The sequence below is a fragment of the Streptomyces sp. NBC_00210 genome (genome assembly GCF_045160975.1).
Lineage (GTDB): Bacteria > Actinomycetota > Actinomycetes > Streptomycetales > Streptomycetaceae > Streptomyces.
The window spans coordinates 3,435,826-3,448,610 of the sequence record NZ_CP108120.1 but is presented as its reverse complement, the minus strand read 5'-3'; the positions used below and the strand labels follow the sequence as shown (position 1 = coordinate 3,448,610).

Genomic DNA, 12,785 nt, shown 5'->3' with positions numbered 1-12,785 from the left:
CCCCCGCTGAGCACCCCACCGAGCACCCGCTACGCCGTCGGCGCGGGGGCGGCCGCCGGGAGCACGACCGTCACCGCCAGGCCCTCGCCCGGCGCTGTCCGAACCGTGACCTCGCCGCCGTGCGAGGCGACCACCGCCGCCACGATCGCCATGCCGAGTCCGCTGCCCGCAGGCCCGCTCCCTTCCCCGCCCGCCCGGAAGAACCGGTCGAAGATGCGGTCGGCATCCTCGCAGGCCATGCCCGGACCCTCGTCCGCCACGCGCAGCCGCACCGCACCCGGCCCCCGCCCGTCGCCGTCCTCACACGCCAGCTCCACCCGCACCGGTGCGTCCGCCGGGGTGTGCGCGCGGACGTTGGCCAGCAGATTGCCGACGACCTGCCGCAGCCCCGACTCGTCGCCCTGCACGAGCAACGCTCCGTCCGCCCGGACCGTGAGCGGCCGTTGCGGCTGCTGGGCTCGCAGATCGTCCGCCGCGTCCCGCACCAGATGGCTCAAGTCGATCGCGCAAAGCCGTAGTTGAGGCTGCTGGTCGAGGCGGGCCAGGGTCAGCAGCTCCTCGACGAGCCGGCCCATCCGGTCGGCCTCGGCGCTCATCCGGGCCAGCGCCCTGGTCCGTTCCACCGGCTCGCGCAGCATCCCCTTGTCGTACAGCTGCAGATAGCCGCGGATCGCGGACAGCGGCGTACGCAGCTCGTGCGAGGCGTCCGCGACGAACCGCCGCAGCTGGGCGGCGCTGCGCTCGCGTGTCTCGAAGGCCGACTCGACCTGGTGGAGCATGGAGTTGAGGGCGACCCGCAGCTGCTCGATCTCGGTGACCGGATCACGTCCGGCGGGCACCCGCCGGGTCAGATCGCCCTCCGCTATGGCGGACGCCGTCTCCACCATGTCCTCCAGCGGCCGCAGCCGGTGCTTGGTACCGAGCATGGTGAGCAGGGCGAGCAGCGCGAGCAGCACGGTCCCGAAGGCGAGATCGAGCTTCAGGGCCTTCGCCATTCCGTTGTGCACGGCTCCGGTCTCGGTGGCCAGCAGCACGAACGTGCCGTCGCCGAGACGGGTCCCGACCACGCGGTACGGCTCGCCGTCGACGTTCACGTCCCGCGCCTCGGCGGAGTCGGCGAGCGCGCCGGGATCGTCGACCGCGGCCGCGAGGTCCCGCTGCCGGTCGGTGGGCACGATTCTGGCGAAGGCGATCGGCCGGTGCCCGGCGTCGAGGGCGACGAGGATCGTCGGCGAGCGTGTCAGTCGGCTCGCCTCCTTGTCGTCCGGCGCGAACTGGTCACGCAGCGCCCCGATCGCGCTCAGCGAGTCGATCTCCTTCTGCGTGAATCCCGTGCGCGCCAAGGCATTTGCGCTTCCCATCAGCTCGCTGTCCACCCGGTCGAGCAGATAGTGCCGCATGCCCATCAGACTGACGGCGGTGGCGGCGACGATGCCGAGGGCCAGCAGCGCCACATTGACCACGGTGAGCTTGGCGCGCAGGGAGTGGATTGAGCGGTGGTGCTGCTGGTGCCAGGCGCGGGCCCCGGCCGCCGCCCGTATCCAGCGCCTCATGCGAGCCCGTATCCGACGCCTCTGCGGGTGGTTATCAGCGGTGGTCCCAGGGGATCGAGCTTGCGACGCAGATAGCTGATGTACGTCTCGACGACGGTCGACTCCGCCTGGTGCTCGTACTGCCAGACATGGCGCAGCAACTGCTCCTTGGTGACGATGCGCCCGGCGTTGCGTACGAGGAAACGCAGCAGCGCGTACTCGGTGGGGGTGAGCTGTACCGAGCCGCCCTCGCGCCGGGCCGCATACGTCGCGTCGTCCAGCTCCAGGTCGCCGTACCGCAGCGGAGGCCGCACCGGCAGCACATCCGCCGGCCTGGTGCGCCGCAGCACCGCCCTGATGCGGGCCACGACCTCGTCGACGTTGAAGGGCTTGGTGATGTAGTCGTCGCCGAAGCCGAGTGCGCCCACGATCTCGGCGGGGGCGTCGCGGGCGGTGAGGAACACGACGGCCGTCTCGGGGCGGGCGGCGCGCAGTTCACGTCCGAGCGCGCGCCCGTCGCCGTCCGGAAGCATCACATCGAGGAGCGCCACATCGGGGCGCGTCTGCCCGGCCACCTGCCGGGCCTGCCGCACGCTTCCCGCCGTGATCACCTCGAAACGGTGATAGCGCAGTGCGATGGCGAGGACGTCGGCGATGCTCGGCTCGTCCTCGACGACCAGCACGGTCGCTCCCTCATGGTCCATGTCCTCAGTATCGGCATGTTCCCCGCGCCGGGGACCGGTCACTGTCTTGGAGTTCCTTGAGAGTCATGGCCGTGCCATGCCACGGACGCCGCCTGCGGCCGATTCTGGAGACCGGCCCGGGGGAGACGGATCTACGAAGGGGCAGGAATCGTGGCGGCATTGGCACGGTGGTGCTATCGGCATCGGCTGGTGGTCCTGGTGCTGTGGGTGGGGGCGCTGTTCGGCCTGGGGGCCGCGGGCAGTTCGGCAGGCACCAACTACTCCAACAGCTTCAGTCTTCCGGACACCGACTCCACGCATGCGTACGACTTGATGGTGAGGGCCTTTCCGCAGAGGTCGGGCGACACCGACACCGTGGTGTGGCGGGTCCGGGAGGGCTCGGCGCGCGATGCCTCCGTACGCGCGCGGATCGAGCCCGCGCTGGGGGAGATCGCGGGCATGAAGGGGGTCGGGGAGGTCGCGAGCCCGTACACCCCCGCGGGCGCGGCGCAGATCAGCAAGGACGGGCGGATCGCCTACGCCCAGATCACCTTCGCCGAACAGGCCAACGGTGTACCCAAGGGCCTGATCGAGGACGTCGTCGACACCGCGCAGGACGCCGAACGCGCAGGACTGCAGGTCGAGCTCGGCGGGCAGGCGATCGCCCGCATTCAGGAGCCGCCGACCGGCACGGCCGAAATGGTCGGCCTCGCGGCCGCCGCGGTCGTCCTCTTCCTGGCCTTCGGCTCGCTCTTCGCGATGGTGCTGCCGCTGGTCGTGGCCATCTTCGGCGTCGGCACCGGCATGCTGTCGACGACGCTGCTCAGCCACGCCACGGACGTGCCCGAAGTGGCGCCGCTGCTCGGCTCGTTGATCGGACTCGGCGTCGGTATCGACTATGCGCTGTTCATCGTCACGCGCCACCGCAAGGGCATTCTGCGGGGCATGGCCCCGGAGGACTCGGCGGTCACCGCGCTGAACACCTCCGGGCGTGCGGTGCTGTTCGCGGGCGGCACGGTGTGCATCGCGCTCGCCGGCATGCTGGTGATGAACATGCGCTTCCTCAACGGAGTCGTGATCGCCACCTCGCTCACCGTCGTACTGAGCGTGCTCGCCGCGATCACCCTGCTGCCCGCGCTTCTCGGCGTCCTGGGCCCGCGGGTGCTGAGCCGGCGGCAGCGGCGCAGGCTCGCAGCAGTCGGCCCGGAGCCCGAGGAGTCCAGTGGCGTCGCCGCCCGGTGGTCCGCGACCGTGCAGAAGCGGCCCAAGTCGATCGCGCTGCTCGCCGTCGTGGTGATGGCGGCGCTCGCGATCCCCGTACTGTCCCTGCGGCTCGGCGCCACCGACCAGGGCAACCACAAGAAGGACACCACAACCCGGCAGGCGTACGACCTGCTCGCCGAGGGCTTCGGGCCCGGCTTCAACGGGCCGCTGCAGCTGGTCGCGAAGGACGCCGAACCGGCCGCCGTCCGGACGCTGGTGGGCACGGTACGCAGCATGGAGGGTGTCGCCCAGGCCGTCGCGCTGCCCTCGCCGCCCGGCTCCGGCGTCACGGTGATCCAGGTCGTGCCGACGACCTCACCGCAGTCCGAGGAGACCGACCAGCTGATCGACACCCTGCGCGACAAGGTCATCCCGCAGTCGGGCGAGGAGATCCATGTCGGCGGAGTCACCGCGATCTTCAAGGACTTCGCGGCGGTGACCGGCGACCGGCTGCCGTACTTCATCGGCACGATCATCGCGCTGGGCTTCCTGCTGCTGCTGATCGCGTTCCGCTCGCTGGTCGTACCGCTGACCGCCGCGCTGATGAACCTGATCGCGGCCGCGTCCTCCTTCGGCGTACTGGTCGCGATCTTCCAGTGGGGCTGGGGAGCGGAGGCGCTGGGCCTCGGCAAGGAGGGGCCGATCACCGCGTTCCTGCCGGTCATCATGCTGTCCCTGCTCTTCGGCCTCTCGATGGACTACCAGGTGTTCCTGGTGAGCCGGATGCACGAGGAATGGGTGCATACCCAGGACAACGCGCGCGCCGTGCGGGTCGGCCTCGCCGAGACCAGCCGGGTCATCAACTGCGCCGCCCTGATCATGATCTGCGTGTTCAGCGCCTTTGTGCTGAGCGGGGACATGGAGGGCGCGATGGCGGGCATCGGGCTTGCGGCCGCGGTGGCGCTGGACGCGTTCATCCTGCGTACGGCGCTGGTGCCGGCGGCGATGCATCTGCTGGGGCGGTCCAACTGGTGGCTGCCGGCCGGTCTGGAGAAGCGGCTGCCGCATCTGGCGGTGGAGCCGCGGGAGGACGCACCGGCGCTCGCGGGCGCCGTGCCGGGGCCGGGTGCGGAGCCCGAGGCCGGGGACGGCACCGGCGGCGATCCGCGGATCGACGATGTGGTGCTGTCGCAGGAGGGTGTGCATCAGCCGTAGCGAGGCGCGGCCCACGGCTGCTGACCGGTCCCGCTCGGCGGGGCCGGTCAGGGCCTTTTGCCGAGCCTCAGGCCCTGGTACGGGAGTCCGGGGCCGGTGACGCCTTCTTGCGGGAGGCGGCCGTCTCCGCCATCCCGGGCAGGAAGTCCGTGAACAACTCGTGCACTTCGCGTACGAGTGGCCGCAGCACCCGGAACCGGGAGAGCGCGACACCGCGCGTGGTGAGGCGGGCGCCGCGTTCGGCCAGCCGTCTGCTGCGCTCGCGGCCCTTTGAGCGGTCGAAGACCCAGTAGAGGACGAGTCCCATCTGGGAGAGCCACATCAACTCGGGCAGGACGTCCCCGAGTTCGTCGGCGACCTTGGCTTTGGAGCCGGCCAGTACCTCCCGGTGGACGGAGAGGGCCGCCTCGCGGGCGTGTTCCGACTCGGGGGAGAACGGGCTGAGCGGGCTCTGCGGGTCGGCCGCGTTCTTGAAGAACTGGGCCGCGAACTCGTGGTACGGCTCGGCGATGTCCAGCCAGGAGGTCAGCACCCCGGCGAGCCGGGTCTCCAGATCGGTCTCCCGGTCGAGGATGGGCCGGACAACCGCCTGGTGCTCGGCGCCGATCCGGTCGTAGAAGCCCTGGACGAGGTGTTCCTTGGACTCGAAGTAGTAGTACGCGTTGCCCACGGAGACCCCGGCCTCCTTGGCGATGGCCCGCATGGTCGTCTTGTCGTAGCCGCGCTCCTGAAAGAGCCGGAGCGCGGTCTCGAGGATGAGCGTGCGGGTCTGCTCGCTCTTGGGAGCCTTCGCGTCTTTCGGGGCCTTCGCGTCTGTCACGGTGTCCGAGCCTAACCGGGAAGGGAACACCGGTCGTCGCAGGGCGGCGAGGTGACCTCCCGGTACTTGGCCGCGGCCAGCACGGTCACCCGGGCGAAGGGCTCGCCGGCCGGGGTGGCCAGCCAGTGGGCCTTCGGCCGGTGTTCGGCCAGCGCCCACAGGCAGACGATCCAGGCGGAGGTTCCGCGGTAGATCTGGCCCGCATCGCCGATCACCGTGATCTCGGTGAGCGTCCCTGCGTGGTCGAGGCCGGGGAAGCGGCGCCGGGCCTCGTCCGACGCCGCCGGGACCAGGTCGAGCGGCACGAGTTGGCGCTGCCGCAGGAGCCAGTGCCGCAGATGGACACAGAGCGGGCACTGTGCGTCGTACAGCACGGTCAGCCGTTTCACCGGGGTGCGCATGGTCGTGATGCCCACGGCCGGGTCAGGCCCCGGTTGCGGGCGCCGCCCACGGGCCCTGACCTGCCTGGCCCGTCCAGCCCTGCGGCGGCACGGGCGGCACCTGCTCGCGCTCCATCACTCCACGACGGCGGATCTTGTTGAGGACGTACACATTGGCGAGGTGCATCACGCCGAGTACGAGCAGTACGACGCCGACCTTCACCGAGAGGGCCTCGAAGAGCCCGCGGGCGTCGGCGACGGCGTCGGCCGACTTCAGGTAGAGGGCGACGAAGCCCAGGTTCACCAGGTAGAAGCCGACCACCAGAAGGTGGTTCACGGCGTCGGCGAGCTTCTCGTTGCCCTGCAGTACGTCGGCGAGGAAGATCCGCCCGTTGCGGCTGAGCGTACGGGCCACCCAAATGGTGAGCGCGACGCTGATCAGCAGGTAGACGACGTAGGCGACAACAGTGAGGTCCATGCCCCACCCTCCCTTGAACGCGTTCAAAAGCTGTTGTCATGGACTGTAGACCTACTTTTGAACATGTTCAAGCGAGTGGAGGATCGGGGGCAAGAGGGCCGGACGAGGGACGGCGGCAGCAGTTCTCCGGCGCGCGCAGGAGAACGGCTGCCGCCGTCGGTTCACGGAGCGACGAGTGTCTGCTCGGTCCCTACCCGGTCGACGCGTGAGTCCACGTACATCGTGGTCTCGCCGTCCGACCACCGCACGAGGAGGTCGTCCGCCAGGCCGTTGGGGGTGTAGTTGCCGGCCGACATGACGTCGGCGTGATCCCCCCAGAGGTCGTTCTCGTTCAGAACGCGCTTCTCGCTGCCCAGGGCGGTGGTCGTGGTGCCGACGTAGTTGTCGACCTCACCGTCGGACCAGCGGATCATGAGGTCCCACTTGTGGTTCCCGGAGAACTGCCCGCTGGTGAGCAGCGTGGCGTGCTCCCAGAGCGGGTCGGCCGCCCGCAGCTTGTGCTCCTGCCCGAAGGTCCCGGAGCTCACATTGGTGTAGAGGCTGAGCTCGCCGTCCTTCCAGCGCACCATCAGATCCGTGACGTACGTTGCGGCGTTGAAGCGGCCCGCCGATATCTGGGTGGCGAATTTCCAGACGGAGTCCTTCTTGGCCATCTGGGTCCCGGCCACGTTCAGACCGTTGGAGCTCACGTCCGGATAGAGGGTGACTTCTCCGTCGTTCCAGCGCACCAGCAGGTCGAAGTGGTTCGAGCCGGTGAAGTCGCCGCCGGTGATGGACCCGGCGCTCTTCCAGAGGTCGTTCTTCGGCAGCAGCTGCCGCTCGGGCTTGAAGCCGCCCTTGCCGTCGCCGGGGTAGAGGGTGGTCTCGCCGTCCGTCCACACCACGATCAGATCGCTGTGGCCGGTGTTCGAGAAGTCGCCGGAGGCCAGGAGCCTGGCGTGCTTCCAGAGGTCGCCGCCGCCCGGCAGGTAGGGATCACCCGTTGCGGGCTGGTACGGCGGGCGGGCGCCCGGCTGCCGGCCGGCGACGGCGTCGTTGTAGAGGTCCTGGGCATCCTTGCCGTAGATCGGCGCGTAGGTGATCCAGTCGACGTTCTGGTCGTTGCCGCCGCCGTAGTAGCCGCCCGTGTTGCCGATGACCTTCCCGGTACGGGTGCCGGCGTTGTAGTCCGTGATCCAGGGACCGCCGGACACTCCGCCGTGGAAGCCGCCGCAGGTCATCCGCATCTGCCGGAAGCCGGGCAGCTGCTTGGTCGGGACCTCGCAACGGAGCGCCTTGTGCTCCTTGTTGTTGGCCTCGCTGGACGGGTAGCCGATGACGGTGACGTTGTGCGCGTACGTGGTGGTGGGGGTGAAGGTCAGCGCCCCGGTGACATCCTCGGCCTTGCCCTTGCTGTTGGGGCCGACCCGCGTGAACGCCAGGTCGAGGTCGGAGACCGGGAGCTTGGTGTCGCCCTTCGGGGTGTCCTCCTCCGCCTTCTTGTACCGCGGGTCCATGAAGACGGCGTTGACCGGGAAGACGCCGTGGGGCTGATTGGCGGCGGAGGTGCCGTGACGGTACTGCGGTACGAAGATCCGGTGTGTGGCGCCGTTCAGGCCCATGGCGCAGTGTCCGGCGGTCAGTACCAGGTCACGGGTACTGCTGTGGACGACGCTGCCCGTGCAGTACGTCTTCGTACCGCCCAGTTCCTTGCCGTCGAAGAAGAAGGTGCCCACCATCGGCAGTCCGCCGAAGTACTCACCCTGCTTGGTGCCGGCAGGTGCGGCCCGCAGTCCGGACCGGGCGGCGGGCCCCGGGACCGCGTCACCCCGTTCGGCATCGACCGGCACGGCGTCGGCCATGCGCTCGGCCGTCCAGTACTTCTCCTCCTCGCTCAGGGACGCCGTGGGTGCGGGCGTGGGCTCGGGAAGAGAAGGAGACGGTGTGGCTAAGGCGGGGGGAGTGGCCGCGCTTGTCGAAGGGAGCGGCGAGGGTGCACCGGTCGCTGCGGCGGCAGGACCGGTGCCGAATGCGCCCGCGCACAAGATGAACGCGAGGGCAGGCAACCAACGTGAACGCAATGCACTCTCTCTCTGTGGGAGGGACTGTGTGTCCCCAACAACTAAACAATCGCACGTCAGTTCGCCCCAAAGGGCGCAACGCAACGAACAAGCCTGCATTTGTGCGCACCGGAAGGAACACGAGCCCCGCCATGAACCGCTCCCGCGCAGCACTCGCCGCAGCGCTCTTACTGGGGTGTGCGGTGGCCACGGCCCCACCGGCGGCCGCAGACGAGCCGCTGCCCTACGCCCCGGGGAAGGTCCACCTGGTGCGCCCCGGCGACGTTCTCGCCGTGACGGTGGGCGAGGGAAAGCTGGAAAACGGTGATGTGGTGACCTCGAAGGCATTCCTCGCCGACGGCGTCCTGCGGATGCACGCCCCGCGCCTCACGGCGACCGTCGCCATCAAGTGCGATGCGACGCCCGGCATCCACCCGGTGGAGATCCAGCCCCCGGCCTGGGCGCGGACGAGTGAACACGGCACCCCCTTCACGACGGTGCGCGTGGAGAAGGCCGACGACGCCGCCGTGCGGGAGTGCCGTACGAAGCTCAAGAACCTTGCGCCCGACTCGAAGGAAGAGCAGTGGCCCAAGGGCACCAAGTGGCCTCGGACCGAATGGGATGTACGGTCCTTCCCGGCCGGAAGCCGGGTCGTGGCCACCAGCATCGGCCATGACTTCGACGGATCCGTCAGCCTTGTCTCCCCGGCCTTCGCCGACAAGCCCGTCCTGAGCGGCGGCAAGGCCGAGCAGAGCGCGACCGCGACCATCAGGTGCGACGCCAAGCCCGGCCTCTACCTCGTCTATCAGTACGACAAGGACGCCTCCTCGAAGGCCCGGCCGGCGGTCTGGGCTCGCTATCGGGTCGTCCCTGCGGACGAGGCGACCGGCCGGGCGTGCCGGACCGAAAAGCAGGCGCTCGCCGGCGACGACTCCCGTACGCCTGCTGTGGCGTGGGCCGTCGGCGGAGCGGCCCTGGTCGGCGTTGCGGGCGCGCTGTTCCTCATCCGGCGGGCCAGGTCCCGCGGCGGATCCGGGGAGCCCCCGTCACCGACATCACCAGGGAGTACAGCGACGTCGACGCCGTGATGAACGCGCGGTTGTTCTTGGGGCCGCCGAAGGCGATGTTGGAGACCGGCTCGGGGATCAGGAGACGGCCGAGCAGGGTCCCGTCCGGGTCGTAGCAGTGGACGCCGCCCTCGATGGCCGCCGCCCACAGGCGCCCTTCGTCGTCGAAGCGGAGGTTGTCGAAACGGCTGATGCCGTCCGTGGCCTCGGCGAAGACCTTGCCGTCCGAGAGCGTGCCGTCATCGCGTACGTCGAAGACGCGTATGCAGCCGCCGCAGGTGTCCGAGACGTACAACTGCCGTTCGTCGAGGGAGAACACGAGGCCGTTCGGGGTGGCGAGGCAGTCGGCGACGAGCCGGACCTCGGCCGTGGCCGGGTCGACGCGGTAGACATTGCACGCGCCGATCTCGCTCTGCGCGCGGTGGCCCTCGTAGTCGATCGTGAGCTCGTCGCCCTGCTCCAGCAGGACGCCACCCAGGCCTACGCCGCGCTGGGCAAGGCAGTCGGCCTCTCGGCCGGCGCCGCGCACGAGCGGGTACGGAAACTGCGCGAGCGCGGCATCATCCGCCGTACGACGGTGGAGGTGGACCCGGCCGCGCTGGGGCAGGGCGTGCTCGCCTTCGTCATGGTCGAGTCGTCGGCGTGGATGGGGGAATCGGGCGCCGCGTTCGCCGCGATCCCCGAGATCCAGGAGGCGCACATCATCGCGGGCAGCGCGTCCGTGCTGGTCAAGGTGCGCACCGCCACCACGGAACAACTGCAGGACGTACTGCGCCGGTTGTACGCCATCGAGGGCGTCAGCGGCACCCAGGCCACGGTCTCACTGGAGACCTTCTTCGAGCGGCCCGTGTCACCCCGTCAACCTCCCGGTCATCCTCTGCGGCACGGCTGATTGTCAGTGGCGCGTCCTACTGTTCTCGGCATGGGAAGTCGCACGGAGCAGGCGCGCCTGGAGCGCATCGAGGAGCTCGCCACGGCGTACTCCTTCCACGCCCACCACGAGCTGATCACCCTGGCCGAGGGCGAGCTGGACGCCGGGCGCAGTCTGCCCGGGGCCTTTGTCGCCGTGCTGCGCCGTTCCAGGCTGAACAGTTACGAGGCCGAGCCCGAGCTCTCCCGCGTACTGGACCGGGTCGAGGACCCCGTCCTCAACCCCGGGGAGGCGTGGGCGGACCGGGCCCTCGCGGACGCCGCCCGGTTCGGGGACGCCGGGCGACGGCTGCTGAAGCATCTGCGGAAGGCCACCTCCGCCAAGCCGACCGGCACCTGGGAGAAAGCCGCCCGCGCCCTGGTCGACGAGATCGGGACCACGGCCGTACGGGTCGCCGTGCTGGACTGGCTCCAACTCGTGGGGCAGGCACGGACGATACAGCTGCACATCAATCCGGGCTGGGTCGACTACAACAGCATGGACGACCCGTTCAACGCCGACGCCCTGCGTGGAGTCGCCTGGCTGACGGCCCTGCTGCCGGCCGGGCAGGACACCGCCCGCGCCCTCGGGGCGCTGGTCGAGAGCTCCCTGAGCAAGGTCGGTGGCAGTGGCCCGCGCAATCCGAAGGTCGCCAACGCGGGCGTGACCGGGCTCGCCCGCGCGGAAGGTGAAGCGGCCCTCGCCGAGCTGGCGCGGCTGTCCACCCGCGTCACCTACAAGGGCACCCTCAAGCAGGTGGTCGCGGCACTCGACGCCCGTGCACAGGCGCGAGGGCTGAGCCGTGAGGAGGTCGAGGAGCTCGGCATCCCGGCGTACGGGCTGAGCGGGGTCGGGCACGGCGAGCACCGACTGGGCGACGTCACCGCCCTGTTGGAGGTGCGGGGCAGCAAGGCCGTGCTGTCCTGGCGCAATGCGGCGGGCAAGACGGTCAAGACGGTACCCGCGGCGGTGAAGCGCGACTTCCCCGACGAGCTGAGGGAACTCAAGGCCGCGGCCAAGGACATCGACAAGATGCTCAGCGCCCAGTCCGAGCGGCTGGACCGGCAGTTCCTGGGCCGCCGCAGCTGGGCGTACCTGGACTGGCGCGCACGCTTTCTCGACCATCCGCTGGTCGGCACCCTCGCCCGCCGGCTGATCTGGACGGTCGCGGGCACATCAGTCGCCTTCGACGGCACCGAGATGCGCACACTCGACGGCGATCCGGTGGACCCCACGCCCACCGCCGTCGTCGAGCTCTGGCATCCCGTCCTGCGGCCCGCCGGCGAAGTCACCGCCTGGCAGCAGTGGTTGGAGACCAGGCAGATCGCCCAGCCGTTCAAGCAGGGCCATCGCGAGGTCTATCCGCTCACCGACGCCGAGCGGAGCACCCGTACCCACTCCAACCGTTTCGCCGGGCATGTCCTGCGTCAGCACCAGTTCAACTCCCTTGCGGCGATACGCGGCTGGACCGCCCGGCTCCGGCTCGGCGTCGACGCCTCGTACCCGCCCGCCGTGCGGGAGCTGCCGCATTGGGGGCTGCGCGCGGAGTTCTGGATCGAGGGCATCGGCGGCAGTGAGGACGACGACCTCACCGACGCCGGTGCGTACACCAGGATTTCGACCGACCAGGTGCGCTTCTATCCGATCGACGCCCCTGGCAACCTGGCGCACGCGGGCGGCGGCGCGTACCGCCAGGGCGCCCGATGGCGGCGCGGGACGCGAGTCGCCCCACTGCCGCTGTCCGGGATACCCGAGCTGGTGCTCTCCGAAGTCCTGCGCGACGTCGACCTGTTCGTGGGCGTGGCCTCCGTCGGCAACGGAACATCCTGATCGACCCCGGTGACTACATGCTGCTCAGCGAGCGGGCGTAGTTGATCTGACCCATCACCATCTGGAACGTCTCCGGACGCTGGGCCGGGATCATCGTCGAGTGGTGCTTCCCGCCGCTCGTCACCGTGACCTGGATGAAGCCGGTCGTCGTCTTCTCCTTCATCAGCAGGAAGAGCAGACCCAGCAGACAGGCGAAGAAGAAGATGATCGCGAGCACGACGGCCACCACCGGGATCTTCTCCTCGGTGCGCGACATGTCGGTGGCGTTCCAGACCGAGCCCCGCAGCGGCAGCGTGCCCGCGGGCGTCACGATCGAGTCGCCCATGACCGTGATGTCGCCGATGGAGACGAGCGGCTGGCCGCCCATCGGAGCCGGCGCGCCGTCCATGGGGACGGGCACACCTGCGGGCTGCGTCTGTTCGTACGACGGGGGCTGGTTGGGATAGCCGTACCCAGGGGTGGGGTTGGGGTATCCGTAGGCCGGTGTACCGGGAGGCTGCGTCGGCCCCCACTTGTACTCGGGCTGCTCTCCGTCCGCCGCGTACGGATTCGGCTCGGTCATGTGTCCCTGTCCCCCATCAAGTTGAAAGCCCGCTTCGGTACGGGTCAGCGTACCGAAGCGGGCTTT

At 69.8% G+C, this 12,785-nt stretch carries 11 protein-coding genes and 1 pseudogene; 4 read left to right on the top strand and 8 right to left on the bottom strand.

All coding sequences use genetic code 11. From position 1 onward, the window contains the following. Positions 1-29: 29 nt before the first annotated feature. Both OG729_RS15520 and OG729_RS15515 read right to left on the bottom strand, forming a co-directional pair. The gene (locus OG729_RS15520) at positions 30-1,553 is read right to left on the bottom strand and encodes an ATP-binding protein (protein WP_405806602.1); all 1,524 of its coding nucleotides are present in this window, start codon (positions 1,551-1,553) and stop codon (positions 30-32) included. Then, complete coding sequence (locus tag OG729_RS15515) at positions 1,550-2,236, bottom strand: response regulator transcription factor (protein ID WP_405806601.1); 687 nt, start codon at positions 2,234-2,236, stop codon at positions 1,550-1,552. The genes OG729_RS15520 and OG729_RS15515 overlap by 4 nt, the downstream gene beginning before the upstream one ends. Positions 2,237-2,395: 159 nt before the next feature. On the opposite strand from OG729_RS15515, the gene OG729_RS15510 reads away from it, so the two are divergent. Then, entirely contained in the window at positions 2,396-4,633 is a 2,238-nt protein-coding gene (locus tag OG729_RS15510; RefSeq protein WP_405811149.1) for an MMPL family transporter, read from the top strand. 67 nt (positions 4,634-4,700) lie between these two features. Here OG729_RS15510 and OG729_RS15505 read toward each other — a convergent pair whose 3' ends face one another. The 4 genes from OG729_RS15505 to OG729_RS15490 form a co-directional block, all read right to left on the bottom strand. Continuing rightward, positions 4,701-5,453, bottom strand: coding sequence for a TetR/AcrR family transcriptional regulator (locus tag OG729_RS15505; protein ID WP_405806599.1), 753 nt, complete (start codon positions 5,451-5,453; stop codon positions 4,701-4,703). Positions 5,454-5,464: 11 nt separating this feature from the next. Beyond that, positions 5,465-5,854, bottom strand: coding sequence for a thiol-disulfide oxidoreductase DCC family protein (locus tag OG729_RS15500; protein ID WP_405806597.1), 390 nt, complete (start codon positions 5,852-5,854; stop codon positions 5,465-5,467). 22 nt (positions 5,855-5,876) lie between these two features. Next, positions 5,877-6,311 carry a hypothetical protein gene (locus tag OG729_RS15495; RefSeq protein ID WP_405806595.1) on the bottom strand — a complete coding sequence of 145 codons (435 nt, stop codon included), beginning with the start codon at positions 6,309-6,311 and terminating at the stop codon, positions 5,877-5,879. Between the two features lie 161 nt (positions 6,312-6,472). Beyond that, positions 6,473-8,152, bottom strand: coding sequence for a trypsin-like peptidase domain-containing protein (locus OG729_RS15490; protein WP_405806593.1), 1,680 nt, complete (start codon positions 8,150-8,152; stop codon positions 6,473-6,475). Between the two features lie 350 nt (positions 8,153-8,502). On the opposite strand from OG729_RS15490, the gene OG729_RS15485 reads away from it, so the two are divergent. Next, entirely contained in the window at positions 8,503-9,438 is a 936-nt protein-coding gene (locus OG729_RS15485) for a hypothetical protein (protein ID WP_405806591.1), read from the top strand. Here the strand turns inward: OG729_RS15485 and OG729_RS15480 are convergent. Further along, positions 9,353-9,862 (bottom strand): annotated as a pseudogene (locus OG729_RS15480) (SMP-30/gluconolactonase/LRE family protein); the annotation flags it as partial. The gene OG729_RS15485 and the pseudogene OG729_RS15480 sit on opposite strands and share 86 nt — an antisense overlap. Here OG729_RS15480 and OG729_RS15475 point away from each other — a divergent pair. Both OG729_RS15475 and OG729_RS15470 read left to right on the top strand, forming a co-directional pair. After that, positions 9,839-10,309, top strand: coding sequence for an Lrp/AsnC family transcriptional regulator (locus OG729_RS15475; RefSeq protein ID WP_405806589.1), 471 nt, complete (start codon positions 9,839-9,841; stop codon positions 10,307-10,309). The pseudogene OG729_RS15480 and the gene OG729_RS15475 overlap by 24 nt on opposite strands. A 30-nt stretch (positions 10,310-10,339) precedes the next feature. After that, positions 10,340-12,157 (top strand): DUF4132 domain-containing protein, encoded by a 1,818-nt coding sequence (locus tag OG729_RS15470; protein ID WP_405806588.1) that lies wholly within the window; start codon positions 10,340-10,342, stop codon positions 12,155-12,157. A gap of 13 nt (positions 12,158-12,170) precedes the next feature. Here OG729_RS15470 and OG729_RS15465 read toward each other — a convergent pair whose 3' ends face one another. After that, a complete protein-coding gene (locus tag OG729_RS15465) occupies positions 12,171-12,719 on the bottom strand; it encodes a hypothetical protein (protein WP_405806587.1) in 549 nt (182 codons plus the stop codon). Positions 12,720-12,785: the final 66 nt, after the last annotated feature.

Excerpts from the sequence above, each read along its gene's own strand:
- OG729_RS15520 (WP_405806602.1), bottom strand. The coding sequence starts at position 1,553 with ATGAGGCGCTGGATACGGGCGGCGGCCGGGGCCCGCGCCTGGCACCAG.
- OG729_RS15515 (WP_405806601.1), bottom strand. The coding sequence starts at position 2,236 with ATGGACCATGAGGGAGCGACCGTGCTGGTCGTCGAGGACGAGCCGAGC.
- OG729_RS15500 (WP_405806597.1), bottom strand. The coding sequence starts at position 5,854 with ATGCGCACCCCGGTGAAACGGCTGACCGTGCTGTACGACGCACAGTGC.
- OG729_RS15495 (WP_405806595.1), bottom strand. The coding sequence starts at position 6,311 with ATGGACCTCACTGTTGTCGCCTACGTCGTCTACCTGCTGATCAGCGTC.
- OG729_RS15490 (WP_405806593.1), bottom strand. The coding sequence starts at position 8,152 with ATGGCCGACGCCGTGCCGGTCGATGCCGAACGGGGTGACGCGGTCCCG.
- OG729_RS15485 (WP_405806591.1), top strand. The coding sequence starts at position 8,503 with ATGAACCGCTCCCGCGCAGCACTCGCCGCAGCGCTCTTACTGGGGTGT.
- OG729_RS15470 (WP_405806588.1), top strand. The coding sequence starts at position 10,340 with ATGGGAAGTCGCACGGAGCAGGCGCGCCTGGAGCGCATCGAGGAGCTC.
- OG729_RS15465 (WP_405806587.1), bottom strand. The coding sequence starts at position 12,719 with ATGACCGAGCCGAATCCGTACGCGGCGGACGGAGAGCAGCCCGAGTAC.